At 44.7% G+C, this 26,647-nt stretch carries 21 protein-coding genes; 11 read left to right on the forward strand and 10 right to left on the reverse strand.

The annotated features are described in order from the left end of the window. Nucleotides 1-2 precede the first annotated feature (2 nt). The 4 genes from ftsY to rpmB form a co-directional block, all read right to left on the reverse strand. Nucleotides 3-968 (reverse strand): signal recognition particle-docking protein FtsY, encoded by a 966-nt coding sequence (ftsY, locus tag WAE59_RS07940; RefSeq protein WP_337855420.1) that lies wholly within the window; start codon nt 966-968, stop codon nt 3-5. 72 nt (nt 969-1,040) lie between these two features. Beyond that, on the reverse strand, nt 1,041-1,196 hold the full coding sequence (locus tag WAE59_RS07945) for a DUF4295 domain-containing protein (protein ID WP_133577168.1): 156 nt from the start codon (nt 1,194-1,196) through the stop codon (nt 1,041-1,043). A 37-nt stretch (nt 1,197-1,233) separates the two neighbouring features. Next, nucleotides 1,234-1,416 (reverse strand): 50S ribosomal protein L33, encoded by a 183-nt coding sequence (gene rpmG, locus WAE59_RS07950; RefSeq protein ID WP_136837740.1) that lies wholly within the window; start codon nt 1,414-1,416, stop codon nt 1,234-1,236. 42 nt (nt 1,417-1,458) lie between these two features. Then, nucleotides 1,459-1,692 (reverse strand): 50S ribosomal protein L28, encoded by a 234-nt coding sequence (gene rpmB, locus WAE59_RS07955; protein WP_131597730.1) that lies wholly within the window; start codon nt 1,690-1,692, stop codon nt 1,459-1,461. A gap of 201 nt (nt 1,693-1,893) precedes the next feature. Between rpmB and WAE59_RS07960 the strand changes: the two genes are divergently transcribed. Together WAE59_RS07960 and acs are read left to right on the forward strand one after the other, a co-directional pair. Continuing rightward, on the forward strand, nt 1,894-3,228 hold the full coding sequence (locus WAE59_RS07960) for a S8 family peptidase (RefSeq protein WP_337855421.1): 1,335 nt from the start codon (nt 1,894-1,896) through the stop codon (nt 3,226-3,228). 207 nt (nt 3,229-3,435) lie between these two features. Continuing rightward, complete coding sequence (gene acs / locus WAE59_RS07965; protein ID WP_337855422.1) at nt 3,436-5,328, forward strand: acetate--CoA ligase; 1,893 nt, start codon at nt 3,436-3,438, stop codon at nt 5,326-5,328. 57 nt (nt 5,329-5,385) lie between these two features. On the opposite strand, the gene WAE59_RS07970 is transcribed toward acs, so the two are convergent. From WAE59_RS07970 to WAE59_RS07985, 4 genes are all read right to left on the reverse strand, one after another. Further along, nucleotides 5,386-7,803, reverse strand: a complete 2,418-nt coding sequence (locus WAE59_RS07970; protein WP_337855423.1) for a hypothetical protein — start codon at nt 7,801-7,803, stop codon at nt 5,386-5,388. 67 nt (nt 7,804-7,870) lie between these two features. Then, the gene (locus WAE59_RS07975) at nt 7,871-8,836 is read right to left on the reverse strand and encodes a DUF5777 family beta-barrel protein (protein WP_337855424.1); all 966 of its coding nucleotides are present in this window, start codon (nt 8,834-8,836) and stop codon (nt 7,871-7,873) included. Next, complete coding sequence (locus WAE59_RS07980) at nt 8,833-9,381, reverse strand: YceI family protein (RefSeq protein ID WP_337855425.1); 549 nt, start codon at nt 9,379-9,381, stop codon at nt 8,833-8,835. The genes WAE59_RS07975 and WAE59_RS07980 overlap by 4 nt, the downstream gene beginning before the upstream one ends. Before the next feature lie 11 nt (nt 9,382-9,392). Then, entirely contained in the window at nt 9,393-9,761 is a 369-nt protein-coding gene (locus tag WAE59_RS07985) for a c-type cytochrome (RefSeq protein ID WP_337855426.1), read from the reverse strand. 181 nt (nt 9,762-9,942) lie between these two features. Between WAE59_RS07985 and WAE59_RS07990 the strand changes: the two genes are divergently transcribed. Beyond that, on the forward strand, nt 9,943-10,524 hold the full coding sequence (locus tag WAE59_RS07990) for an RNA polymerase sigma factor (protein WP_337855427.1): 582 nt from the start codon (nt 9,943-9,945) through the stop codon (nt 10,522-10,524). Beyond that, nucleotides 10,508-11,626: a hypothetical protein gene (locus WAE59_RS07995; RefSeq protein WP_337855428.1), complete on the forward strand. Its 1,119-nt coding sequence runs from the start codon at nt 10,508-10,510 to the stop codon at nt 11,624-11,626. Before WAE59_RS07990 ends, WAE59_RS07995 begins: the two co-directional genes overlap by 17 nt. A 77-nt stretch (nt 11,627-11,703) precedes the next feature. Here WAE59_RS07995 and WAE59_RS08000 read toward each other — a convergent pair whose 3' ends face one another. Beyond that, nucleotides 11,704-14,634 (reverse strand): M16 family metallopeptidase, encoded by a 2,931-nt coding sequence (locus tag WAE59_RS08000; RefSeq protein ID WP_337855429.1) that lies wholly within the window; start codon nt 14,632-14,634, stop codon nt 11,704-11,706. A 126-nt stretch (nt 14,635-14,760) separates the two neighbouring features. Here WAE59_RS08000 and surE point away from each other — a divergent pair, with 126 nt between their 5' ends. The 7 genes from surE to WAE59_RS08035 all read left to right on the forward strand — a co-directional run bounded on the left by surE (nt 14,761) and on the right by WAE59_RS08035 (nt 25,990). Next, nucleotides 14,761-15,609, forward strand: a complete 849-nt coding sequence (gene surE / locus WAE59_RS08005) for a 5'/3'-nucleotidase SurE (RefSeq protein ID WP_337855430.1) — start codon at nt 14,761-14,763, stop codon at nt 15,607-15,609. Beyond that, nucleotides 15,609-15,866: a stationary phase survival protein SurE gene (locus tag WAE59_RS08010; protein ID WP_337855431.1), complete on the forward strand. Its 258-nt coding sequence runs from the start codon at nt 15,609-15,611 to the stop codon at nt 15,864-15,866. Before surE ends, WAE59_RS08010 begins: the two co-directional genes overlap by 1 nt. Then, complete coding sequence (lpxB, locus tag WAE59_RS08015) at nt 15,863-16,966, forward strand: lipid-A-disaccharide synthase (protein WP_337855432.1); 1,104 nt, start codon at nt 15,863-15,865, stop codon at nt 16,964-16,966. The genes WAE59_RS08010 and lpxB overlap by 4 nt, the downstream gene beginning before the upstream one ends. 418 nt (nt 16,967-17,384) lie before the next feature. Next, nucleotides 17,385-20,447: a SusC/RagA family TonB-linked outer membrane protein gene (locus WAE59_RS08020; protein WP_337855433.1), complete on the forward strand. Its 3,063-nt coding sequence runs from the start codon at nt 17,385-17,387 to the stop codon at nt 20,445-20,447. A 10-nt stretch (nt 20,448-20,457) separates the two neighbouring features. Continuing rightward, entirely contained in the window at nt 20,458-22,098 is a 1,641-nt protein-coding gene (locus WAE59_RS08025; RefSeq protein WP_337855434.1) for a RagB/SusD family nutrient uptake outer membrane protein, read from the forward strand. Nucleotides 22,099-22,252: 154 nt separating this feature from the next. Beyond that, entirely contained in the window at nt 22,253-24,514 is a 2,262-nt protein-coding gene (locus WAE59_RS08030) for a GH92 family glycosyl hydrolase (protein ID WP_337855435.1), read from the forward strand. 60 nt (nt 24,515-24,574) lie between these two features. Beyond that, the gene (locus tag WAE59_RS08035) at nt 24,575-25,990 is read left to right on the forward strand and encodes a glycoside hydrolase family 125 protein (protein ID WP_337855436.1); all 1,416 of its coding nucleotides are present in this window, start codon (nt 24,575-24,577) and stop codon (nt 25,988-25,990) included. A 38-nt stretch (nt 25,991-26,028) separates the two neighbouring features. On the opposite strand, the gene WAE59_RS08040 is transcribed toward WAE59_RS08035, so the two are convergent. Then, entirely contained in the window at nt 26,029-26,640 is a 612-nt protein-coding gene (locus tag WAE59_RS08040) for a helix-turn-helix domain-containing protein (RefSeq protein ID WP_337855437.1), read from the reverse strand. Nucleotides 26,641-26,647 lie beyond the last annotated feature (7 nt).

A 26,647-nucleotide genomic window follows, 5' to 3' on the forward strand; every position in this document is an offset into this window, starting at 1 on the left:
TTCTATTTAAATAAGCTCTCTACAAAAGCTTTCTTGTCGAATAGTTGAAGGTCGTTCATGCCTTCTCCTACGCCGATATATTTGACCGGTATTTTAAACTGGTCTGAAATTCCGATCACCACACCACCTTTGGCAGTTCCGTCCAGTTTGGTTATGGCCAGGGCGTTCACATCTGTAGCCTCTGTAAATTGTTTGCATTGTTCAAAGGCATTCTGTCCGGTAGAACCGTCCAGTACCAAAAGGATTTCATGAGGGGCACCCGGAACCACCTTCTGCATTACATTTTTGATCTTGCCCAACTCATTCATCAGCCCGACTTTGTTGTGTAAACGGCCGGCAGTATCAATGATGACCACATCTTCTCCATTGGCTACGGCAGATTGCAGCGTATCGAAGGCTACGGATGCAGGATCAGATCCCATTGCCTGGGCTACTACACGAACACCTACACGTTCTCCCCAGAGCTTGATCTGTTCTACAGCGGCAGCACGGAAAGTATCCGCGGCACCCAACACCACTTTCAGCCCTTCAGCTTTTAGTTTATGTGCCAGCTTACCAATGGTGGTGGTCTTGCCCACACCATTTACGCCAACTACCATGATCACATAAGGCTTATGTTCGCTGCCGTATTCAAAACTGCGGAAGTCGTTGCTGTTGTTTTCTGCAAGCAGCAACTGGATTTCATCGCGCAATAATCCATTCAGTTCGGAGGTCGATAAATACTTGTCTTTCGCTACACGCTTCTCAATGCGTTCAATGATTTTTAATGTAGTGCTTACACCTACGTCAGAGGTAACCAAAACTTCCTCAAGGTTGTCCAGTACATCATCATCTACAGTAGATTTACCGGCTACAGCCTTGGTGATCTTGCTTAAAAAACCTGCTGAAGTTTTCTCTAACCCTTTGTCAAGAGCCTGCCGTGCTTCCGGTGCAGTCTCCTTTTTTTTAAAAAAATCGAATAAACCCATATGAATGTTTAACAAAACAAAAAAAGCCCTCCCAGAGTAAAGGGACGGCTCTAATATTATTGAATATTAAAATTATTTTTTAGATGCAATAGCATCTTGAACGTGATCGTTGTGAACAATAACTTCTTTGAATGAATAAGCACCTTTAGGTGATTTAGTCATTGTAATCACTTTTGAATATTCTTTACCTTTACCCGTTTTTAGGGTTGCAACTACCTTTTTTGCCATGATCTAATAGATTTGTATTTAATTAAATACTAATGGATTACTTAATTTCTTTGTGAACCGTAACTTTTTTCATTACCGGGTTGAATTTTTTCAATTCCAAACGCTCAGTAGTGTTTTTACGGTTTTTAGTAGTGATATATCTAGACATACCAGGCATGCCACTGGTTTTATGTTCTGTACACTCTAGAATAACTTGTACTCTGTTACCTTTTTTTGCCATTTTCTTAATATTACGGTTGATTCACATCAACCAATTTTTTTTCTATAAATATCCTTTTTTCATGAAACGATTAATCGCTTCAGAAATACCAATTTTATTGATGGTTTTGATAGCTGAAGTAGAAACTTTCAGTGTTATCCAACGATCCTCCTCAGGAATATAAAATTTCTGAAGTTGTAAGTTGGGATAAAACTTACGCTTAGTTTTAACGTTCGAGTGAGAAACATTAAAACCTGTCATTGCCATTTTTCCGGTTAAATCACAAACTCTAGACATGCCTTTATTATATATTGTTAATTGTTCTTCCTTAATTTTTTTAAGAGTGTGCAAATATCATTAAAATATTTGTAACCATCAAGGAGCTCCTGAAAATATTTTCATTTTATTATCAAGGACTTGTGCATTTACATTTCACATTCCTTTTTTATTGTAAATTGCAGATTGATTATTCAGATGAAAGAAACTAAATTATTGGAAATGAAAAAACAATTTAAATCAAGATTGATCCTCCTGTTCGGAATGTTATGTCTGCCTTTGGCCATGTCTGCCCAGAAGCAGGAATGGCATTTGCAGTCAAGAGAGCTGGACAAGGTTTATGGCACAGGGGTTACTCGTGCTTATGCGGAATTGCTAAAAGGAAAAACACCTACACCGGTCATTGTAGCGGTGCTCGACGGTGGAATAGATACCTTGCATGAAGATTTAAAAGCCAACTTATGGCGGAATCCTAAAGAGAAATGGGGAGATCAGGACCTGGATGGTAATGGCTATAAAGGTGATGTCTTCGGCTGGAATTTTCTTGGCGGTCCCAATGGCCAGGTGACCAATGAAAGTTCAGAATACCAGCGCGTATATTTTAAATACAAATCTTTATTCGAAAATGTACAGAACGAAACGGATGTAAAGAAAAAGGACAGGCAGCATTACCAGTCCTGGTTGCTCAGTAAAAGTCTTTTGAAGAAAGGTGATACTGCGGCGCCTGTAGATTTCCGGAGCAAAGAGGTGAAGGACGATTATTTCAATATTAAAGACCGTTTCTATGGCAATGCCAATCTGATTGGTGATCCTTATTTCCATGGAACACACGTAGCGGGGATCATCGGTGCGGAACGTGGCAACGCTGTCGGCATGGACGGAGTTGCGGGTGCAGTGAAACTGATGGGCGTGCGGGTAGTACCTAATGGCGACGAATATGATAAGGACGTGGCTTTGGGTATTCGCTATGCCGTGGACAACGGTGCCCAGATCATCAATATGAGTTTTGGTAAGAGGGTTTCTCCTGAGCGTGAAATGGTAGAAGAAGCCATTCGCTATGCAGAGAAAAAAGGGGTATTGATCGTCAATGCTGCCGGAAACGAAGGTGCAGATGTAGATAGTCTTCCGCATTATCCTACACCTTTTTATATGAAGGGGGATAAAAGGGCCTCAAACATGATTACCGTAGGGGCCAGTGGCTCAACGGAAGCTGGCCTGGTTGCTGCTTTCAGCAATTATGGCGATCAAACTGTAGATGTATTTGCTCCGGGTGTAGGGATTTACGCGACGCTACCTAATAATAAATATAGTCCGTTGTCGGGCACCAGCATGGCCACACCGGTTGTGGCAGGAGTGGCAGCCTTGCTAAAAAGTTATTATCCAAACCTGACGGCAACGCAGTTGAAGCAAATCATCGAGCAAACGGTTACCAAAATCGATTTCCCGGTTACCCTGCCAAAATCCGGTGGTAAGAAAGTAAAGATGACGGAGCTTTGCAGAACCGGTGGTGTGGTAAATGCTTATGAAGCTGTTAAGATGGCAGAAAGCATGAAGTAGGCCCGCGCTTACTCATTTCATTAAAAGCATGCTGCCCCGCAGCATGCTTTTTTTATAAATACCAGGCTGCTTTTTCAGGCCAATTCCCAGCTGTTTAAAAACTGCATAAATACTCTACCTGATCACTGGAAGATTTTTTCCGGCTAATCGTCCTTGCTTTCCACGGTTTTTTTTAAGTTTACGATTCAGTTTTGACCTAACCAAATTATGCAAATAAAATCGTTTGAAGAGTACCAGAAAACCTATCAGTACAGTATTGACTATCCGGAGCAGTTCTGGGAAGGCATTGCCAATAACTTTCAATGGAGAAAGAAGTGGAACAAAGTACTGAGCTGGAACTTTTCTGAACCCAGTATCAAATGGTTCGAAGGAGCCAAATTGAACATCACTGAAAATTGCCTTGACCGCCACCTTGCGGAAAACGGCGATAAACCTGCCATCATCTGGGAACCCAATGATCCGCAAAAAGAAAGCATTACCTTAAGTTACAAAATTCTTCATGAGCAAGTTTGCCGCTTTGGCAATGTGTTGAAAAAAAATGGAGTTAAAAAGGGCGACCGGGTCTGTATCTACATGCCTATGGTGCCGGAACTGGCTGTTGCCGTCCTGGCTTGCGCACGTATCGGCGCTGTCCATTCGGTAGTATTTGGGGGATTTTCGGCCAAGTCTATTGCAGACCGCATCAACGATGCAGCTTGTAAGATCGTGATCACTGCAGATGGGGCATTCAGGGGGAATAAACAGATCCAGTTGAAGGAAGTCATCGACGACGCCCTGATTGGCTGCCCTACGGTAGAAAAGGTGGTGGTACTCACCCATACCCGCACTCCCGTCTCTATGCTCAAGGGCAGGGACATCTGGTGGGAAGATGAGATTAAATTGGTAGATACCAATTGTCCGGCCGAAGAAATGGATGCCGAAGACATGTTGTTTATATTATATACGTCCGGGTCAACTGGCAAGCCTAAAGGGGTGGTACATACCATCGGAGGGTATATGGTCTATGCGGGATATACTTTTTCCAATGTATTCAACTACCAGCCGGACGAAGTGTTTTTCTGTACTGCCGATATCGGCTGGATCACAGGACATTCCTACATTGTATACGGACCGCTTTCGCAAGGGGCTACCACCCTGATGTTTGAAGGCATCCCGACTTATCCCGATGCTTCAAGAATGTGGCAGGTGGTAGAGAAACATAAAGTAAACATATTATATACAGCACCTACCGCCATCCGCTCATTGATGAGTTTTGGCCTGGAGCCTGTACAGGGCATAGATCTCAGCTCTTTGCGGGTATTGGGATCTGTAGGCGAGCCGATCAATGAAGAAGCATGGCATTGGTTCGATGAAAATATTGGAAAAGGAAATGCGCCTATCGTGGATACCTGGTGGCAAACAGAAACCGGTGGAATCATGATCTCTCCGATTGCATATGTCACACCTACAAAACCCAGCTTCGCCACACTACCCTTGCCGGGTATACAGCCGATTTTGGTAGATGAACAGGGACAGGAAATCGAAGGGAACGGGGTCAGTGGAAATTTATGCATCAAGTTTCCATGGCCTGGTATGCTGCGCACCACTTATGGAGATCATGAGCGCTGCAAGCTGACCTATTTTTCTACTTATCCCAACCAGTATTTTACCGGAGATGGCTGCCTCAGGGATGAAGATGGATATTACCGCATCACCGGAAGGGTAGATGATGTGATCAATGTATCCGGTCACCGCATCGGAACGGCCGAGGTAGAAAACGCCATCAACATGCACGCTGGTGTGGTAGAAAGTGCTGTCGTGGGTTTTCCTCATGATGTCAAAGGTCAGGGTATCTATGCCTTCGTGATCTTCCCAAATGCACATGGTGATGAGGACCTCACGAGAAGAGACATTCTGCAGACGGTGACACGCGTCATCGGCGCCATAGCCAAACCGGATAAGATTCTTTTTGTATCCGGACTTCCCAAGACCCGTTCAGGCAAAATCATGCGCCGCATCCTGAGAAAGGTGGCGGAAGGAGATACAGGTAACCTGGGAGATATCACTACACTGCTGGATCCTGCTGTCGTAGAGGAAATCATCACAAAGGCAAAGCAATAGATAAACCTTGAGCTTGCTCAAGGCAAATAAAAAGCTCCCGGGATTAGCGGGAGCTTTTTATTTGCCTTTTACTTCGAAGGTAAATTGTTCCTGGGTCACCCGGTTCTCGGTCATGCCCTGCACTACGATCCTGAATTTTCCGATAATGTCACCGGTATAAAAGGTGAGCTCTTGTTCTTTAGCACTGAGTATGGTACCATAGTTCCAGTAGAGCGTAGATTCATAAGCGGGTTCAAGCGGTTCAGTATGTGCATCTACATAGAATTCCCTCTTCTTATAAATCCCCGGAATTGGCATGATGAAACGTTGCTTTTCCTCGTCCTTACAATCGTGGTACACAATCATGCCCCCGCCCAGTCCGTCCCTGTAGGTTTGCCCGACCACGGGAGGCCTGTTGTTGAAATCACTGATGTGGTTGCGGCAGTTCAGGATATTAAAAGAGCACACATAATCTCCGCAGGCATTTGCCCCACGTTTATAATTCAGGCTGTGGTCACCACCAGCGGTGATTTTAACTTCCCGAAGCCTGTTTACTTTTTCATTTGCCTTTAACGTCAGTTCCGTATTGTTTTGGATGGTTGAGGGGATGGAGGTACGTTCTTCGGAAATCAGTTTTGTATAAGCTTTATTGAGTTTTTCGTAGGGATCAGACAGCAGCATTCCGTAGCTATCCTGGTGTTTGCCGAGCACAATGGCCTGTATTTTCGCACCTGCATCAGTGATCAAATCCTGGTTTTCGAAGCGGAGCTCCCCGCTTGCATCCGTTTTTTTGAAACCAATGCCATTTTTGGTCATGAGGCTGATTTCTACCGGCTGCTTCAGTGCTTTGTCGTATTTGTCGATGCTGAGCCGCAATGCCAGGGTATCGTAAGTCTTTGTTAAGGTGTCCTGTGGCTCAGCATTTAGAATGTCCTGCCAGGTGTACCTTCGCCATCCCTTCACCCTAAGGATGTCTTCCATGTATTTTTTGTCTCTGATTCCTTTCCCAAGAGCGGCAATTGGCAAGGCATTCAGTTCGCTTTTTAGCATTGCATAGCTTTCTATGTCGGTAGTGATGGCGCTGGGAAGCCTGTTTTCCTGTACACAGGCAATGGAGACAAAAGCGATGGTATCAGGAAGGTTCATAGACAGCTTTAGGCTCACTTTTTCGCGTTGTGAATAGATCTGTTTGTCGGTATGGATGTTGATTCTGGGATTGGGATGATAGTGGGCATAGAAAATCCTTTCGGCCAGGGGCCTGCCCAGGCTGTCGGAAATGGTGATCGTTTGCAGGCCTGAAGGGACATCTGAAAGGTCTATTTTTAGTACCCGGTTTACTGTGTTGAGTTTCAGTTCATCATAGAGATAGGTGTCTTTGAAATCGTGGATCCTGACTGCTACTTTCTGTAAGTCGGGGTTCATTAAACGAACAGAAAGGGTATCCCGAACTACAGCTTCCGTAATGGAAATTCCCAGTCCTTTCTCAATCACAGGTGGGAGCAGGTAACTGCTGTCGGCGAAAGCAGAATGCAGGAGTTTTACGCTGTATCTGATTCCTTTTGAGGGGACAAGTATGAATTTTCCAATGCCATAGCTATTGGTTTCAATGGTGTCTAAAATCCTGTCGTTCCCGTAAAGCAAGGCTTTTGAGGTCACTACAGCCAGTTGCTGGTCTTTCAGTTCCCAGCTTACGATGCAGGGAATGTCATTGATGAGGTTACCGCCTTCGGGATAGAAGCCTATATTTGCCTTTCTTTTGGTAACTGGCAGACTGAGGTTTATAAAACTGCTGTCTTTGCCGTATTTCAGCTTGGAGTATACATTGGGGTCAATGATGTTTTCCTGTTCAGGAATGCTCATGATAAGCTCGCCTGAGGCGTTAGTTTTGGCTGTTTTAAAGGTATTTCCGTATTTGTAACTGATTTCTACGGGCTTCGGCAAGAAACGTGCTTCCCGGGACAATACAGAGATCAGCACCTGATTTGGCGATTTTCCTGCAACGCCTGGCTGCAGCAATTTGATACTTGCATTGAAAGCAGGGTCGATATTGGTTTTGATGATGATGGGCTGAAGAAAACTCAGGTCCGGGACACCTTTGCTGACCCGGTCGGTGGTCACCTGGAAGTGGTAATTTCCGGTGAGCATGGAATCGGGAAGCACTATGCTGCCGAAGGAAAGCCCTTTCATGATGAGGAATTTGTCTTGCTTGATCACCGCGCTGTCAATATCCCTCACCAGGGCTACGGAAAGTACCTGATGCTGCTCTACTTTCGAGGGAGGCACTTTTAGCAGATAGCCAGTAAACCAAACTGTTTCGTTGTTGGTATAGATCGTTTTATCAAAATGAACAAACAGCTTGGAAGCAGGATTTGCCATGGAGTGATAATACATTTTCTGCGATATTTCGACCTGGTTTTGCCATTGGGCATTTACCTCACTGACCAATATAGTCATGAATAAAATGCAGGAGAAGACCGTTAAAATAATTTTTCGCATCAGTTAAAGTTAAGGTATAGCCCTTAACTTTACAAGCGGTCAATAAAGAAAAGCATGAAAAATCCGCTTAGGATTTTTCATGCTTTTCTTTATTGAAGGAGAACCTGCGGGAGATGCTGAATCCCCAACGGTATTGTCCCTTTAGCCAGGAGGAAGTAGTCTGGGGGATGAACTGCATTTCCTGGATTGCAGTAGCATTGGTAAAGTTCAGGTGAAACACATGCCCCCCGGTTTCCATCTCCAGTCCCAGTCCCAATGGATTGTAAAATTTGGTATTGCCTACCTGTTCCAGGTAATCGCGGTCGGCCTTATTCCTGAATGGAAGGAAATAGTCGACCACCAGGGCCATTCTTTTACTCAGCTTTGCCCTTCCGCCTGCGGCCACAGCAAACATCGAGTTCTGGTCGCGAAAGGCAGTAAAGTTCCTATGTACATAAGTTGGGCTGATGAGGAAGGAAAAACTGGAATTGAACTTCCTGGCAATGATGAGCTGGCTGACGTAATTCATTCTGTCCTGGAAGTTTTCATAGGCGGTAGCAGATGCAGGGTCTTCAGTATTGGCTTTTACAGCAGTGATGGTATTGCTGCCAAAAAGCGTGAGGGCAAAAGGAATCCGATCGTCACTGCTTTGTTCCAGTAACCTGAATTTGATGCTGCCTTCGTACAATTGCTGTACGGCGGTGGCACCTTTGGACCTGGCCAGACCGATGCTGAGGCGGTCGGAGAGGCCATATTCAAATCCAATGCGGACATCAGTTGAATTGTCCAGCCCAAAGAATTGCCGGATGCCACCGTTGCTGCCGGCGATATCGCCAAAGCGGTGGTCTACTTTAAAATCCAGCTCATTTTTGTGGATGGTTTCATTCGTATGGCCATTGATGAGCCGGGTAGATTTAAATGTGGCGCTGACTTTGTCCCTGGTTGGGGACATTTGCAATGACTTTTCCAGGTCTTCCTGGGCCATGGCAGAAAGTGAGCTGAATAAGAGGATGCTAAGGATCGACTTTTTAAATAGTAGAGTTGGTATCTTCATTTTTTTGGGAAATAAGTAGCCAGAATGCGGATTTCTACAAATTCTGCTATGTTTTTAAATACGAGCGAGGGGATCTCGATGTTATGGTCGGCAATTTTTACTTTAAATACAGCCTTAGCCGTCATGGCCCCATTCTCCGTCACCAGATCTGCAGTGGTACGGTAAGTTTTGCTGAGCCCATGGATGGTGAGGTTGCCTTCTACGGTTACTTTGCGGGAGCCAGGTTTACTGAGGTCCAGTGGCTCAATGATCCTGCCCTTGAATTCTGAAATTGGGTATTTCTCAGATTCCATGTAGTTCTCATTGAAATGCTCCTGCATGAGTTTCTTTTTAAACTGGAAGGAATTGTTGTAGACTTTAAAAATCATATTCCCGGATTTTACATCCAGTGCAGAGCTTGCCGTATTGCTTTTCCCCTCAATATCTTCTACTACTGTAGAAGAAAAAAAGCTGATGCTTGCGTTTTTGCTGCTCCATATATTTTGAGCTTTCGCAAAGCCATTCATGACTAAAATCAAAATCGGGATGAATAGGTAATTCTTCATATGCTGGTGCTTTATTGTTCAGGCATGCCATTGTCGAACCAGGTGCTGAGCGATTGTAGTTCTGAGGCAGAGAGGCTACCGGTCTTGGGCATTGTTTTATTGGTAATAACTGCCCTTTTAATGTTGGCTGAGTTACCGGTTACCGCACTGTAGCCACTGTATGTCCAGATTGCTGCTGCTGAATTGCCCGGAGCATGGCACATGGCACATTTGCTCTGGAGCAGTCCCTGAACAAAATTGTTGTAGGTGATTTTTGCCGCAGGTTCTTCAGGTTTGGCAGGTTCGATTGGTTCCGCTTGATTTTTTGAACAGCTGGACAGGATGAGGTAGATCAGGGTGATGGTCAGGTAAACCATGCTCCTTTTTGAGGTGTACTGCATTTGAATGGGTTTTAGGTGTTTAATTTGTTCATTGTCCTGATTACGGCAGCGCGATGGAAAAGGTTGCGCATATCCGGGGAAAGCATAAAAAATATATTTTTGCAGGAGCAGGCAACCTTTTCATGTGCGCGTCCGTAGGCATTGAAAATGACGCAGTTTAAACCATAATCAAAATTTATAGGTGCAGGAAATCATTAAGGGATGTATTAACAAGGAAAGATCCAGTCAATATTTGCTGTATAAAGAATTCTATAGCTATGGTATGGCCATATGCCGCAGGTATGTGCTGACGGAGGTTGACGCGGCGGAAGTCCTGAACAATGGTTTTCTGAAGGTGTTTACGCATATCGACCGGTATGACCCCAGCAAGCCATTCAAAGCCTGGATCGCAAGGATCATCACCAACACCGCAATAGACCACTATCGGATGAACCTGAAATTTTCAGATCATGAGGACATCAACACCCATGCAAACCTGGGAAAAGGGGCGGTTGTATACGAGCAATTGGCTTACAAAGACTTATTGGACCTCATCCGTGGGCTTTCGCCTGCTTACCGGACGGTGTTTAATTTATACGCGATAGATGGTTATTCGCATGAGGAAATCGCACAAATACTAAATATCTCTGTAGGGACATCAAAGTCCAACCTATTTAAAGCCCGTCAAAAATTACAGGAAAAGCTCAGTGCTGCGGAAACGGAGCCAAAGCAGGTGATGGGGATAACAGAAAAATACATAAGTACCGATGAAAGAAGAGCATAAAGTGGATCAGTTTTTCAAAGCTGGGCTAAGTGAACCGGAGATTCCTTTTCAGGAAGCACATTGGGCGGCAATGGAAGCGAAGCTCGATGCTGAGCAGAAAAAACGCATCGTACCGATGTGGTTGATTGCTGGGGCCAGCATTGCAGCAGTGCTGCTCATTGGGCTGTTCTTGTTTTTCTCCGGATCAGCTGAAGCGCCTGAGCAGTTAAAGGAAAATTCTGCAGGACTTGCCCGGACTAAGGCATCTCCTGTGCCTGTTGCACATGGACCTGGCACCAAGGCGGTACCGCCTGTTAAAAGGACAGCCGATCCGAGGGGGGCAGTAGTGGCCGGCCCCCTAAATAGATCAGGAATTATGCCAGCTGAAGAGAAAACAGATCAGCTCTTATCCGGTAGAGATAGCCTGCAGCATCCCGTACTTCCCATGCTTGCGGGAGTCCAGTTGATTGAACCACAGTTGAAGGTTGAGTCCGATCCGGTAGCCGATTACTCCACACAGCGGATAGTGGATGTGCTGGCGGAAAAGCGGAGGCCCTGGGCATTTAGCGTCATGGTTGCCCCAGACCGCAGTACCGCCAAGTCCAGTGTATCATCCGGACTGAGCAGTAATATTGGTTTGCTGGCCACGTATTCACTGGGCAGAAGACTGAGCCTTACTTCGGGACTGATCTATGCAAAAAAATTATATAATTATACAGGACTGACCGCGAGTTCCTACGGTAACAGCTCCTGGGAAGTAGATGCCGATTGCAAGGTCTTGGATGTTCCGCTGAACCTGAACTATAAACTGTTTCAGCGAAGGCGCTTTTCCCTGAATGTACAGTCTGGCTTATCCAGCTATTTCATGCTCAATGAACGTTACAAATACATCAGCGGACAAGCGGGTGAGGCGCAGAAGATCTCTGTGTTGGAAGTGGAGAATGAAAACAGGCACTTATTTGGCGTAGCCAACTTTTCCGTTAGTTTCGAACAAAAGATCAGTCGGCAGTTCAGCATTGGTATCCAGCCTTTTTACAAATTGCCATTGACCGGAATTGGCCTGCACGATTCCAGTTTACAGTCCAAGGGGATTGCTTTTTCAGTTTCCGTCAACCCTTTTTAATCCGGGGCTGGCTGACTGTAAAAAAAAGCGCCATCTGAAGCTTTTCAGACGGCGCTTTTTATATGGATTTTCAAATTTTAATAACCAAAGATCTGCTCCAGTGTCAGTTTATTTACTGTTCCGAATTTTTGCATGTCTTCCAGTTTCACATTTTTCTCCGAAGCTACAATACAGTAATTATAAGGTTTGTGTGCTACGTTTTTGCTGTGGAAGGCTTTGATCTCTCCGAACGTAAGTGGCTTGAGACCGGTATATTCGTCTATTCTGGAATCATGGTCCAGCCCTAGTTTTTTATCCGCAAAATAACTCTGAATGATATCGTCTTTAGTAATTCTGCTGGTTTCTATGACGTTCATGGCATTGTCTTTTGAAGCTTCAAAAGATTTGTCGGCTTCCGGCAGGTCATTCAACAATTCGTTCATGCCCTTTACTGCATCGTTCATTTTATCGGCCTGACTACCCACATAGGCAATCATGGCATATTCTTTCGCTTTGCTGTCAGGAGAAGAAAAGACGGCGAAGGTAGAGTAGGCCAATGCTTTTGATTCACGGATGGTCTGGAAGACTACTGAGCCCATACCGCCGCCAAAATAACTATTGAAGAGTGTAATTTTCGCTGCCTGAGCAGGATCGTATGCTCCGGCATTCCTTACCCAGCGGATTTCTGACTGTACCATATCGTAGTCCGCAAAATATACCTGTCCGGTAGTAGGGCTATAAGTAAAGGTCTTGGCAGGTGCTGCTGGCGTAAATTCTTTGGGCAGCGGATGCAGTTTGCTGATTCCGGCGCTAAAGGCGGACAAAGTCTGAGGACCATAGTAGGTGATGGTATGCTTGTAATTGTTGATGTTGTGCAGGATATACAGCAACTGGTCAGAAGTGATGTTTTTGACTTCTTCATTACTCAGTGTGTAGTTGGAAGGATTGCTTGGGCCATATTGCGCATAGCTCATCAGTCCGCCCAGGATCGCACCTTTGTTCAGCTTGTTGTTTTCCCTCGACTTCAGGATCCGGCTTTTCAACTCAGAAAGTGCCTGTTCATTGGCTTTGCAATTGGCAAAGATGTGCTCTACGAGGGCTACCGCTTTGTCGAAGTTTTCCTGCAAGCCGCTGATGTTAATCGTCGCAACTTCATTGCCTACATTAAAGCTGTAATTGCAGGCGATGTTGTAAAACTCCTTGCTGATCTGTTCTGCCGTGTATTTGTCGGTACCCAGAAAAGCCAGGTACTGTGCGGCATAAGGCTGTAGCTTGTAATTCCATGCCCCCATATCGAAACGGTAAGAAAGGCGGAAGATGCTATTTTCTGTGTTCTGCACAGCGATCACTTCTGCAATGCCCGATTTGCCAAAGTTCAGGTCTTTTTTGTAATCCAGGAATTTTGGGGCAATGGGTTTTGTAGGAGCGGAGAGTAGTTTTTTGGTAAAATCTGAGGTTGCCGATGCATTCGTATTTACCGGGGTGATCAAAGGCTTTTCTACTTTCTGGATGCTTTTATCCTCACCTTTATGTTTATAGGCTACTACATAGTTGTCGATGAAAAAGCGCTTTGCGAAATCTACCACCTGCTGCTTACTGATCTTAGCCATGGCATCATTGGCTGCCAGCGACTGGTCCCATTTGGTGCCGCGGTTCAGGATGAATTCGTTGGTGATGCTTTCTACACGGAAGTCGTTTTTATCGAACGCCTGCAACAGGCCCAATTTGTTATTGGCTACAGTTGCTTTGATCAGGCTTTCGTCAAACTCGCCTTTCTTCAGGATCTCGATCTGCTCCAGCAGCAATTGCTGCGCCTGTTCAAGAGACTGCCCTTGTTTCGGTTGTGCTGACAATTCAAAGACGCCGTAATCCTTCATCTGCTGGTAGCCGGCATTGGAACGCAGCACTTTTTGTTGTTTGTTCAGGTTGATGTCCAGCAGTCCTGCTTTTCCGTTAGAGAGGATGCTCGAGATCAGGTCCAGTAACATGCTTTCCTTGCTGTTCTCTGCAAAGCCACGGTAATTGATATTTACACTTTCCGCACTTGGACCATAGATGTCTACTTTTTGAATGGCCGTAAGGGCTTTCTCAGGTGCAGGATTGTACAGTTCAACCGGTTTTGCTTTCATGTAAGCGAAAGATTGGTCCACTTTTTTGATCATCTCATCCGGGTTTAAATCTCCGGCCATGGCGATGATCATGTTGTTCGGTACATAGTACTTATTGTAGTACTTTCTGATCTCCAGTAGAGAGGGGTTTTTAAGGTGCTCCACGGTACCGATGGTGGTTTGCTGACCGTAGTTGTGGGTAGGAAACAGCAGGGCCGACATCTGTTCGCTGATCTTCCAGTTGTCATCATCCAGTCCGCGGTTCTTTTCTTCATAAACAGCTTCCAGTTCGGTATGGAAGATGCGGAAGATCGGGTTGCGGAAGCGTTCGGCCTGCAGAGCCAGGAATTTATCGGTCGCATTGGAAGGAAAATCTTCGTTGTATACGGTTTCTTCGTACCAGGTATGTGCGTTGGTCGATTGGCCGCCAATGGCTTTCATCATTTTATCATACTCATTGGCAATGGAGTAATTGGATGCCAGTCCTGAGGTTTTATCGATCTCGGCGTAAATCTCCTTGCGTTTGGCCGGGTCGGTCGTTTTGTTGTACTGTTCGTACAGCCCATCGATCTTGTCCAATAGCGGTTTTTCTTTAGCAAAATCCATTGATCCAAATTTGTCGGTGCCCTTGAAAAGGAGGTGCTCCAGGTAGTGGGCCAGTCCGGTCGCATTTCGCGGATCGGTATTGCTGCCCGCTCTTACTGCCAGTCTGAATTCGATGATGGGCTCTTTGGTGTTTGGAGAGAGGACTACGGTCAGGCCATTTTTTAAAGTGTAGAACCGTGATTTTGTCGGGTCATTGCTTACATATTTGTAAGTATAACCGCCAGATGAGGCCGTTTTCCATTGATAAGCCGTTTGTGCCATCAGTCCGGAACCGGTGATCAGCAGGAAGACCAGTGCTAATAATTTGCGTTTCATTATTTTCAGTTTTTTGAAGTAAAGGAGTTGACTGATAGGTGTATGACCAATTTTGCTCCCATTAGTTACGATCAAATATAGCTTGAAAACTGAAATTTGTACCTGATTTCTCGTATTTTTACCGATATGAAGAAGCAAAATTCAAAGCCGAACATTCTTGTAGTAAATGATGACGGGATTACTGCTCCCGGTATCAAAAACCTGATTGATGTCATGATGGAGCTGGGGAATGTTGTCGTTGTTGCACCGGACGGTCCTCAGTCGGGCATGGGACACGCCATTACCATTGGTAAACCATTGCGTTTCGACAGTGTGGATCTGTATCCTGGTGTGGAAATGTACAAATGCTCCGGTACTCCGGTAGATTGTGTAAAGCTGGCGGTCAATAAAATCTTCAAAGGAAAGAAACCGGATCTTTGTGTATCTGGTATCAATCACGGTTTGAACAATTCGATCAATGTCATTTATTCAGGCACCATGTCGGCGGCTGTAGAGGGTGCTATTGAAGGCATTCCCTCTATTGGTTTTTCGCTGGATGACTTTTCACAGCAGGCTGATTTTAGTCACTGTAAGAAATTCATCAAATCCATTTCCCTGCAGGTATTGGAACACGGTCTGCCAGCAGCTACACTGCTGAACGTGAACTTTCCCAAAGGAGAGGAACTGAAAGGCATCAAGATCTGCCGTCAGGCCAACGCCAAATGGGCAGAGGAGTTCGACGAACGCAAAGATCCCTACGAGCGCCCTTATTATTGGCTAACGGGAGTTTTTCAGAACAACGATAAAGGCGAAGATACAGATGTATGGGCATTGGAACACGGTTACGTATCGGTAGTGCCGGTTCAGTTTGACCTGACTGCACACCATGCCATTCCGGTGCTGAACACCTGGACTTTCGAAGTGGAAGGCATTCCTGAAAAGCCTGAGCCCAGGAATATCAAGCATGTTGCACCTGATGGAGCTTCCTTAGGCTAATGAAAAATTCAATCTGGATTGGTCTGGCAGGAGGGATCAGCATACCTGGTATACTGCTTAGCGGCGTATGGTACCTGATGCACAAATATGCGTTTCTGGCGAAAGCCGATCTGCTGCTGATCGGTTGCATTGCGGTCAATGCGGCATTGATGCATTATTTTTTCAGAAGGGATCAGGACAATGCAGGAAGAGGGGTGATCAGTGCCACTTTTTTGTGGGCTTTTGTTTTCTTTTTTTATAAGATCAATCAATCATGAGGTATTATTTGGTGGCCGGTGAAGCCTCGGGAGATCTGCATGGCGCAAACCTGATGAAGGCCATTAAGGCCGGTGACCCTCAGGCAGAATTTCAGTATTACGGTGGCAATAAAATGCAGGCGGAAGGCGGGACGCTGCGGAAGCACTATGCAGAAATGGCTTTTATGGGTTTCACCGAAGTGCTGATGAACCTGCGTACCATACTCAGGAACATGAAGGCCTGCAAGGCCGATATTGTCGCTTACAATCCTGATGTGCTGATCCTGATTGACTTTCCCGGCTTTAATCTTAAAATCGCTGAGTTTGCCAAACGTCAGGGTTTTAAAGTGTGTTACTACATTTCTCCTAAAGTATGGGCCTGGAACCAGAAGCGGGTGCTCAAGATCAAGAGGGATGTCGATAAGCTGTTTTGCATCCTCCCATTTGAAGTAGATTTTTATAGGGCATGGGGAATGGAGGTCGATTATGTCGGTAACCCCCTGTTGGATGAAATTACGTTGTTCCAGCCCGATCTGTTATTCAAGGAAAAATATAGATTGGAAAAAGAGGTCATTGCACTCTTGCCCGGAAGCAGGAGACAAGAAATTGAGCGTCTATTGCCCGATATGCTGAGTATCACCGAAGCCTTTCCGGAATACCAGTTTGTGGTGGCGGCAGCACCAAGTTTCGAAGAAACTTATTACCGGCAGTTTATCAAATCAGATAATGTAAGTCTGGTCTTCGGCCAAACTTACAACTTACTTTACCATTCAAAAGCGGCCATTGTTGCTTCGGGTACTGCCACTTTGGAGACCGCATTATTTCATATTCCGCAGGTAGTAGTCTATCGTGGCGGACGTATTTCTGTAGCTATCGCACGCTTATTGGTAAAGATTCGTTTCATCTCCCTGGTGAATCTGATCATGGACCGTGAAGTCGTGAAAGAACTGATCCAGGAAGACTGCAATACGAGCAATATTACTACTGAATTATCAGCCATATTATCAGGGGATTCCAGGTCAAAAATGTTGGCAGATTATGCTGAATTATCAGCGAAAATGGGCGGTCCTGGTGCTTCTGAACGCGTCGCAAAATTGATTCTTTCTTACCTCAGTTTATAGTTTTTTCCAGCTTTTTAACGCGGTAAAATCGGGAATGTTTGAAAAAAAATTATTTTTTCTAAAACATTTTGCTGAATATTGCTGTTGATAAAACGTTTTACTTGTAACCTATCCCTACAGTACCATGAAAAATATAAACTTATCAATACGCGGTGCGCTCTCCAAAACGTTTCTCTTTTTTTACCCAAAATTTGGCTTGCGATTGGTGCCTGTACCAATCTGATTTTGCATGCCATTTCAGATGAAGAACATCTAATTTCTCTCTCCTAATTTTTCTCTCCAAAAGTTAACTGCGGTTTTGCATACTATCGTTTTTACGGTCTGGTGCTTGCTTGCATTTTTTTGAAAAAAAACATAGCGCACTCACAATTTATATGAGTAATAATTACTAAAAACTATAACTTAACTAATCTTCCAAATGAGAATCAATCAAGCGATTGGCGCCGGGGTATTACTGCTCTGTAGCCTTGGCTATCGGAGTTACGCCGCAGAAACCTCCGTCAAATCAAATCACCTAAATTTAAATCACTTTTTCCAGGAACCGGTCGTGCAGGACACGACTAAGAAACAGCTTACCGTCACGGGTATTGTTGTAGATGAAGGCTCGCAGCCCGTGCCGGGAGTGAGTGTAAAATCAGCATCCGGTAAATCGGCCGCAACCGACGCTGCCGGTAAATTTACCATCGGTGTTACCGGAGCAACAGAGAACTTAACGTTCACATACATCGGATATAACCCGGTGACGAGAGCAGCTGGCTCGGGAAACGCACCGTTGAGCATTCGCTTAGAGCCCTCTAGCACAACCTTGAAAGATGTTCAGGTTGTTGCGGTTGGTTACGGAACTCAAACCATTCGTGAAGTGACTTCATCAGTTGCGCACGTAGGTACAGAAGATTTCCGTCAAAGTGGAGCTAGAAACCCTTTGGATTTGGCTCAGGGGAAAGTAGCTGGTTTACAGTTATCCAGACCAGGTGGGTCGAATCCCAACTCTGCTGTTGGTGTCCAGTTGAGAGGTGCAGTAAGTACCAACGGGAGTGCATCACCATTGTATGTTATTGATGGTATCCCTGGAGGTAACCCAGATCTGCTGCAACAGGATGATATTGCATCGATTGACGTCCTTAAGGATGGTTCCGGTGCAGCTATCTATGGTACCAGTGCCAATGCGGGGGTTATTTTGATCACCACTAAGAGGGGTAAGCCGGGGCCTGCAAGGTTCGATTATTCTTCTTACGTGAGGAAGGAATACCTGCAGAACAGACCTGATTTTATGAGTCCGGAGGAATTCAGACAAAGACTTGCTTCAGGAGAGTTAACCAATCGACAAGATTATGGAGGCAATACAGACTTTTTTGAAGGCCTCATTAACAAGTCTAACGTTTCTCACAACCACAACTTGGCTTTGTCAGGAGGAACGGAACAAACTACTTACCGTGGGAGCTTGAATTATAGAAACCTTCAAGGTATTAGTAAGGAAAACGGACGTGAAGAATATACACTGCGTTTCGGATTAAATCAGAAGGCCTTCGATAATAAATTAAACCTTCAGATGAACTTGGTGACCAACGTCAACAAAGCCAATCTCTTAGGTGGAGGTGGATGGGAAAGTGAAGCTGCTAAAAATCCAACGCTATCCAATTATAACCCAGATGGGACTTTCCGGTATGACCTCACAAGCACCAACGAATTTGCAAGGCTTTCTATGGAAACGAATTACAGAAAGCAGCAAACTTCATCCGCTGATGTTAAAGCAGATTTGGAATTGTTACCCGGTCTAAAAGGTTCGGTATTTGGCTCGGTAACTCGAGATAGTCGTGATGATTCACAATACCGATTCAGGGGAAGTGAGGATTCTATGGAAAATTCCGACTATCCAGGCGGTGGATATGCCTACAAAGGTTCATTTTTATCTCAAAAATATGCCTTGGAACCAACTTTGAATTACCAAAAGAAATTTGCGGAAAAACATGACATTACAGCAGTATTAGGTTACAGTTACAGGTATGACATGGAAGAATCTTCCAATATGTCGAATCGTGGATTTGTTAACGATTCATTTCATGAAGATTTGATTCAATCTGGTGCGGCTTTGCGTGATGGAAAAGCGACCATGGAGAGTTACCGTGTCGACAACACATTGATTGCATTTTTCGGTAGGGTGAATTACGCTTTTAATAACAGATATTTATTGCAGTTTATACTGCGTCGTGAAGGATCGTCAAGGTTTGGTAGGAATAACAGATGGGGTAACTTCCCAGCAGTATCTGCCGGATGGAATATTTCTGAAGAGGATTTCATGAAAGATATTAAATTCGTAAATTATCTTAAGCTAAGGGCAGGATTCGGTGTGACAGGTAATTCCCCTACCGAGAGTAATGTCTCTCGCGTGACCATGGGGACAGGTGGGGTTTACATCAATCCAGATGGAACATATATCCAAACCTATGGTCCTAGCAGAAATGAGAATCCTTTTCTTGGCTGGGAACGTAAGGAAGAATATAATTTGGGGGTAGATTTTAGGTTGCTTGATAGCCGATTGACGGGCTCGATAGACGTATTCAAGCGCGAAACAAAAGATTTGTTTGGTGACTATGATTCCCCTCAGCCACCTTTTATTCAGAATAGAATTTTTGCAAATGTCGGCACAATTTCTTCTCAAGGTATCGAGTTGGCTTTAAGTTACCAAGCCATTAAAAATGAAGAATTTGGGTGGAACGTAGACGCGACTGCAAGTACTACAAGCAATAAGATAGGTAGTTTTCAGAAAGGTAATTTGAAGAGAACCACAATTACTAGTGGGGGCATTGGGGGGGCAGGTGCGCTTGGAGATGCCTATACCTATTATGAAGGCAGTAGAATTGGTGATTTTTTTGGGAAACGATTTGCTGGATTCACTGGAGATGGTAAATGGCTATTTTATAACAGAAATGGTGTTGCTGTTAGCAACGCTGAACTCAATCAGAGCATAAACGATAGAAACAATAGTGACTTTGCCGTAATTGGTAACGCTGTACCTAAATATTATATGTCACTGACCAATAGTTTCAATTATAAGAATTGGGATTTAAGGGTTTTCTTGCGAGGTAAATTTGATTTCGATATTTTGAATACTACAGCCTTAACTTATGGAAACCGGGTAACCAGCGGCAATTTGTTAAAAGATACCTTTACAAAATACGCGGAGATCAAAGATACTTATATGTATTCGAACTACTACTTGGAAAATGGTAGTTTCCTAAAGGTTGATGAGATCACCCTTGGCTACAATTTCAAATTTAAAAGTAAAGGCATTAGTAATTTAAGAGTTTACGCTACAGGACAGAATTTAGCGACAATAACTGGATATTCAGGTAATGATCCGGATTATGTTTTAGATACAGGAATCGGTAATGAGATCAACGGTAAGGTGCTTGGTATCGATACTCGCGGGCCTTATCCAAGTACCCGCTCTTTCTTAATTGGTGTTAACGTTGGATTTTAATTAGATAGTAATGAAAAGTAAATATTTATTATATAGCGTATTGGTTGGGGCTCTTTCCTTGACCAATGCATGTACCAAACTAGACGAAAATGCGTACAGTCTTATCGTGGCGGATGAGTTCTTTAAGAATAAATCTGAAGTTTCGTCAGCAGTTTTAAGGCCATACACCCACGCAAATGCCTGGGTTACTCCCTCAGGGCAAGACAATTGGTGGCGGGCATCAGAACTTTCTGCTGACCAGTTGGCCTGGCCAACTAAAGGGCCACATGGTGAAGATGGAGGTAAGTGGAAAAGGTTGCATTACCACACTTGGACTGTGGATGAGGCTGGCTTAAATGGGGCGTGGGTTTTAATGTTTACAGGTCTGGGATACTGTAATTTTCCAATAGAGCAAATTGGAATGCGTGAGGCTTCGGCTATGGGGATTACTGAAGTGGAAAAAGCTAGTTATATCGCTGAATTGAAATTATTCAGAGCTTTTCACTTATTGAGAGCTATGGATCTTTGGGGAAATATTCCTTATGCTTTTAAGGTTGGGGAGCCAGAGAGACCTAATACTACTCCTAGAAAAGAAATGTTCGATATTATTGAAAAAGAAATAAAAGAGAATATTCAGGCAGCGCCGAAATTGACACAATCAATGAAAGGTCGCATGACGCAAGCGGGTGGATATGCGATGTTAGTAGAACTGTATCTGAATGCCGAAGTTTGGACCGGAACACCGCGTTGGGACGATTGTATCGCTGCTGCAGATGCATTGATCAATGGTCAAGGTGGCGGGCAAAATGGTTCGATGGCTTTAGATCCTAACATTACTGACCAATTTAAGCCTGACAATCATTTATCTAAGGAAGCTATTTTCTCAATCGTGTACGATTTTACAACCGCTAATTTCCAGCCATCATGGCCTAGCGAATTCTATCATTTTAAACAACGTGAAATTTATGGAGGAGGTAGAAATGGGAATGATGGTATAGTTCTTATACCTGGTGTTTACACCAAATTCGCAAATAACGACTTAAGAAAGACTCAATGGTTGTTGGAAGGTCCGCAGTTGAATTTTGCTACAAACCAGCCTGTCACGGGATCTGAAGAGTATCGTGACCAACCTCTTTCGTTTGTTGATAACATCAGAAAAAATAAATCTGGATCAACTGTTTCCAATATGAGCGAAGGGGAGGAAAATAGTGGCGTCCGATTCAATAAATACAAATTGGGCAATCAGGTTGTCGGATTCGATGGAACGCCGATAAACAATAACTACAACAATACTGACTGGAACGTTTATCGTCTTACCTGGGTCTACTTTGCTAAAGCGGAAGCCTTGATGCGTAAAGCAGGCGGTACTGCTACTGCTGATGCTGTAGCTTTGATCAACCAATCCAGGGAACGTGCTTTCGCGCAGGCAGATAGGGCAGCTGCGGCTTTTACAACAAGCTCGCTAACGCTAGACGCATTACTCGACGAACGTGGTAAAGAGTTCATCTTTGAAGGATGGAGAAGACAAGATTTGATCCGTTGGAATAAATTTACGACAACCACTTGGTGGGATCATCAACCAAGCCAAACTTATCGTTCATTGTTTGCGATTCCTCAAATACAGCGAGGCTTGAATGCAAATCTTACCCAAAACCCAGGTTACCCACAATAAAAAAATCCTAACGGATTTCCGAAAGGTGATTGTTTCATTACAATCACCTTTCTTTTTTATAAATGATTTTATTTTCCTATTATTGGGATACTAAAACGTTTTAAACCAAATAACAAACCCCTTATTTAGGTCATAAGGAACCAAACACAAACACATGAAACGAAGATTAATTCCATTTACACTAGCGCTGTTGTTAGGAACCGCGCAGGCACAGGAAAAGGACCTGGTACAGTATGTCAATACACTCCAGGGTACCAATTCCAAACATGAACTCACCCGTGGCAATACCTATCCAACTACCGCATTGCCTTTCGGAATGCATACCTGGACCCCGCAGACCGGCCGCAATGGCGACGGCTGGAAATACCAGTATTTCAAAGAACACATCCGCGGATTTCAACAGGCGCACCAATGCAGTTCATGGACCAGGGATTATGCCGTGTTCTCTTTTATGCCGATGTCAACGCTTGTCGTAGACGAAAACAAACGTGAAGCTAAATTCAGTCATGCCAACGAAGTGGCAAAGCCTAACTATTATAAAGTACAATTTGATAATAAAATTACGACAGAAATATCTCCTTCAGAGCGTGGTGCACACCTCCGGTTTACTTATCCGAAAGGAGAAAAGAGCTACCTGGTTTTAGATGGTTACAATCGGACCAGCGGCGTTCAGATCCATTCTAAGGAAAACAAAATCACCGGTTGGGTAAGCAATGGAGAAGGTTTCCGGAACAACTGGAAAAGCTATTTCGTCATCCAGTTTGATCAGCCTTTCAAATCTTATGGAACCTGGCAAAACAGAAACAATGTCATCGCTGCGGATTCCCTCAGTGCAGAGGGCCGTGGCAGAGGTGCTTACATTGAATTTGCGGCAGGAGCTAAAGTACAGGTCAAAACCGCTTCTTCTTACATCAGCATGGACCAGGCCGAACTGAACCTGAAAACTGAACTGGGCGCAGACAAAACCCTGGAACAGACCAAAGCCAAAGCAGCAGCGGTATGGAACAAGTCATTGGCTAAGATCCAGGTAGAAGGCGGATCAAAAGCAGATATGGAGACCTTCTATTCCTGCTTCTTCAGGGCCAGCCTCTTCTCCAGGAAGTTCTACGAAATCGGACCGGATGGAAAACCTTATTACTTTAGTCCATATGACGGGCAGGTGCACGCAGGATACATTTACACGGATACTGGTTTCTGGGATACTTTCCGCGCACAGTTTCCTTTAAATGCATTGGTGCATCCTGAGATGCACGGTCGCTATGTAGCCTCCATGATCGATGCCTACAAGCAATGCGGGTGGTTGCCTTCCTGGTCCTTCCCAAGTGAGGCTGGAAGTATGATCGGTAACCATGCCATCTCTCTGTTTACAGATGCCTGGGCAAAAGGGCTCCGTACTTTCGATCCCAATGAGGCTTTGGCAGCTTATCATCATGAAGCCATGAACAAAGGTCCATGGGGACCAGCTAACGGTCGCGACGGTGTAAAAGAATACAATGAATTGGGTTATGTACCTTATCCAAAATACAGGGAATCTACTGCCAAAACACTGGAATATGCTTACGATGACTATTGTGGCTATGAGTTGGCCAGACTGACCGACAATAAAAAGTACATGGACATTTTCGAGAAGCCGATGTACAATTACAAGAATGTGTACGATCCATCTACCAGGTTCATGAGGGGCAAAGGAATCGACGGGCAATGGACCAAAAATTTTGACCCTATTGAATGGGGAGGCCCCTTTACCGAGGGCAATGCATGGCATTACCACTGGTCGGTATTTCAGGATACCAAAGGGCTGATCAACCTGATGGGCGGCGAGAAAAACTTCAACGCCAAGCTGGATTCGGTCTTCTCCGAGCCAAATAAAGTAAAAGTAGGTACCTACGGCGGTATGATCCACGAAATGACCGAAATGGTGATGGCAAACATGGGGCAGTATGCTCACGGAAATCAGCCTATCCAGCACATGGTCTACCTGTATAACTATGCGGGCCAACCGTGGAAATCCCAGTTCCATGCACGTAACGTCATGACCAAATTGTACGACGCTACAGAAAATGGATATCCCGGAGATGAAGATCAGGGCCAGACTTCTTCCTGGTATGTGTTGAGTGCATTAGGATTTTACAGTGTGACCCCAGGCACAGGAGAATATGTGATGGGAAGTCCAATGTTTAAGAAAATAACCATTAATTTAGAGAATGGTAAAAAGTTCGTGATTGATGCAGCAGCCAATACAAAAGACAATGTGTACATCCAGTCGGCATCCTTGAACGGAAAAGTTTATACCAAAAACTTCCTGAACCACAGTGATCTGGTCAAAGGAGGTACCTTGAAATTGACCATGAGTAGCAAACCCAATGAGAAGAGGGGATTATCCCTGGAAGACAGACCTTTTTCTTTAACCAAATAGCAGATGCGCAATCCAGCAGAAATGAGGGATTACGTTGCCTTTTAAAAACAAATTAAACTAATGAAAAGAAGAATCTTTTTACAAAACACAGGGCTTTTAGCAGCCGGACTGATGGCCAATAAGGTGTCATTTGCCGCGGCGCCCGATTTTCCGGTAGTGAGAGTTGCCGCATCAAAGAGACATTTTCAGAGTACAGCTGTGGAAAGCGCCATTGCCGAATTCCACAAAAACGTAAAGAACAAAGAGCTGGCCTGGCTATTCGAAAATTGCTTCCCGAATACGCTGGATACCACCGTGACGTACACGGAGAACAACGGTAAGCCAGATACCTACGTGATTACCGGCGACATCGATGCGATGTGGCTGCGCGACAGTACAGCTCAGGTGACACCTTACCTTCCGCTTGTAAAAGGAGATAAGAAGCTGCAGAGCCTGATCGCAGGTGTAGTGAACCACCAGGTAAAAAGTATCCTGAAAGATCCTTATGCAAATGCATTTTATGGTGATCCGAACAAAGTAGGCGAGTGGAAAACAGATAAAACAGATATGAAGCCGGGCATCCACGAAAGGAAGTGGGAGATCGATTCCCTATGCTATCCCATCCGTTTGAGCTACCAGTACTGGAAGCTCACAGGTGATACCAGTCCATTCGATGCGACCTGGCGAGAAGCCATTGCCCTGATCGTAAAAACTTTCAAGGAACAGCAACGTAAAGAAGGACGCGGGCCGTATCATTTCCAACGCGAGACGATGTTTGCTACAGACACTACGCCCATGAGCGGATACGGTTATCCAACCAAACCTGTTGGCTTGATCTGTTCGGCCTTCCGTCCGAGTGATGACGCCACGATCTATAATTTCCTGATTCCTTCCAACTTCTTTGCCGTAGTGAGCCTCAGACAAGCTGCGGAGATTCTTACAGCGGTGCATAAAGACACAGCTTTGGTAGCAGAATGCAAAGCACTGGCCACAGAGGTAGAAAATGCCATCCAGAAGCATGCGATTGTAAGCCATCCTCAGTTTGGAAAAGTCTATGCCTTTGAAGTAAATGGTTATGGCAGTTTCAACATCATGGATGATGCCAACGTACCAAGCTTATTGGCTTTGCCTTACCTGGGCGCCGTTAAGCCAAATGACCCGGTTTACATCAACACCCGCAAACTGATCCTTTCTACGGAGAACCCTTTTTATTTCCAGGGAAAAGGAGGTAAGGGAATTGGAAGTCCGCATACAGGAGCTGACAAAATCTGGCCAATCGCTGTTGTGATGCAGGGACTGACCAGCAGCAGCGAAGCCGAGATCAAATCTTGCCTGCAAATTTTACAGAAGTCGCACGGAGATACCGGATTTATGCACGAGTCATTCAATCAGGACAATCCGAAAGATTTTACAAGGTCATGGTTTGCCTGGGCCAATACGATCTTTGGAGAATTCCTTTGGAAAGTATACAAAGAGCGCCCGCATTTGCTGGCTTAAATCTAAACATTAAAGGGGCATACAAAAATGCCCCTTTTTTATCTCAAAAATGGTATCGCGGGCTGATAGATTACCTGCTTTCCATGATAACTCCGGATGCTGTTGAAAATGAAGACCAGGATGTTGAAGGCATAAAAAATAATGAACAGCACAAGCACAAATTCCCCGCTTAGATTAAATCCGGGTATGGAGGGCAGCATCTCAAAGATAGTGAAAGAGGTATGTGTTATTTTCATGATGAAGAAAGCCATGAGGCTTCCATAGCCAAGGATGCACATGGTGATCTGGAAGTTGATCAGTTTCCTGCCAACCTCACGTACATGCCTTACCTTTTCCCTTCTCATGATCCAAAGCGCCAGCGGGATAAATATACCGAATAGGGGAAAGGCGATAAAAGTTAGGCCCGAAAGGTTCAGTAATACCAAAAAGCTATTGTCTTCCTGTTCAGTCCAGTTGATCAGTTCGTCGGCAGCAACATCGAGGGCCAGCGCTAATCGTTTAAGTGTATCACCACGGGGCTCCGTCTTTCCGGCTTCAATTCTTTGGATGGTTCGCAGGTTGAGCTGTGCCTGTTCAGCCAGTTCTTCCTGGCTATATCCTTTTTTGGTTCTAAGCTCTTTTACCTTTTTGGCGAGGTCGTTATGTTTCATAGCTGCT

Source organism: Pedobacter sp. GR22-6 (genome assembly GCF_037402555.1).
Classification (GTDB): domain Bacteria; phylum Bacteroidota; class Bacteroidia; order Sphingobacteriales; family Sphingobacteriaceae; genus Pedobacter.

What these genes read in the sequence shown, in the direction of transcription:
- WAE59_RS07945 (WP_133577168.1), bottom strand. Translation starts at nt 1,196, where the DNA reads ATGGCAAAAAAGGTAGTTGCAACCCTAAAAACGGGTAAAGGTAAAGAA.
- WAE59_RS08025 (WP_337855434.1), top strand. Translation starts at nt 20,458, where the DNA reads ATGAAAAGTAAATATTTATTATATAGCGTATTGGTTGGGGCTCTTTCC.
- WAE59_RS07995 (WP_337855428.1), top strand. Translation starts at nt 10,508, where the DNA reads ATGAAAGAAGAGCATAAAGTGGATCAGTTTTTCAAAGCTGGGCTAAGT.
- lpxB (WP_337855432.1), top strand. Translation starts at nt 15,863, where the DNA reads ATGAGGTATTATTTGGTGGCCGGTGAAGCCTCGGGAGATCTGCATGGC.
- surE (WP_337855430.1), top strand. Translation starts at nt 14,761, where the DNA reads ATGAAGAAGCAAAATTCAAAGCCGAACATTCTTGTAGTAAATGATGAC.
- rpmG (WP_136837740.1), bottom strand. Translation starts at nt 1,416, where the DNA reads ATGGCAAAAAAAGGTAACAGAGTACAAGTTATTCTAGAGTGTACAGAA.
- acs (WP_337855422.1), top strand. Translation starts at nt 3,436, where the DNA reads ATGCAAATAAAATCGTTTGAAGAGTACCAGAAAACCTATCAGTACAGT.
- WAE59_RS07985 (WP_337855426.1), bottom strand. Translation starts at nt 9,761, where the DNA reads ATGCAGTACACCTCAAAAAGGAGCATGGTTTACCTGACCATCACCCTG.
- WAE59_RS07960 (WP_337855421.1), top strand. Translation starts at nt 1,894, where the DNA reads ATGAAAAAACAATTTAAATCAAGATTGATCCTCCTGTTCGGAATGTTA.
- WAE59_RS08030 (WP_337855435.1), top strand. Translation starts at nt 22,253, where the DNA reads ATGAAACGAAGATTAATTCCATTTACACTAGCGCTGTTGTTAGGAACC.
- WAE59_RS08010 (WP_337855431.1), top strand. Translation starts at nt 15,609, where the DNA reads ATGAAAAATTCAATCTGGATTGGTCTGGCAGGAGGGATCAGCATACCT.
- WAE59_RS08035 (WP_337855436.1), top strand. Translation starts at nt 24,575, where the DNA reads ATGAAAAGAAGAATCTTTTTACAAAACACAGGGCTTTTAGCAGCCGGA.
- WAE59_RS07980 (WP_337855425.1), bottom strand. Translation starts at nt 9,381, where the DNA reads ATGAAGAATTACCTATTCATCCCGATTTTGATTTTAGTCATGAATGGC.
- WAE59_RS08040 (WP_337855437.1), bottom strand. Translation starts at nt 26,640, where the DNA reads ATGAAACATAACGACCTCGCCAAAAAGGTAAAAGAGCTTAGAACCAAA.
- WAE59_RS08000 (WP_337855429.1), bottom strand. Translation starts at nt 14,634, where the DNA reads ATGAAACGCAAATTATTAGCACTGGTCTTCCTGCTGATCACCGGTTCC.
- ftsY (WP_337855420.1), bottom strand. Translation starts at nt 968, where the DNA reads ATGGGTTTATTCGATTTTTTTAAAAAAAAGGAGACTGCACCGGAAGCA.
- WAE59_RS07970 (WP_337855423.1), bottom strand. Translation starts at nt 7,803, where the DNA reads ATGCGAAAAATTATTTTAACGGTCTTCTCCTGCATTTTATTCATGACT.
- WAE59_RS08020 (WP_337855433.1), top strand. Translation starts at nt 17,385, where the DNA reads ATGAGAATCAATCAAGCGATTGGCGCCGGGGTATTACTGCTCTGTAGC.
- WAE59_RS07975 (WP_337855424.1), bottom strand. Translation starts at nt 8,836, where the DNA reads ATGAAGATACCAACTCTACTATTTAAAAAGTCGATCCTTAGCATCCTC.
- rpmB (WP_131597730.1), bottom strand. Translation starts at nt 1,692, where the DNA reads ATGTCTAGAGTTTGTGATTTAACCGGAAAAATGGCAATGACAGGTTTT.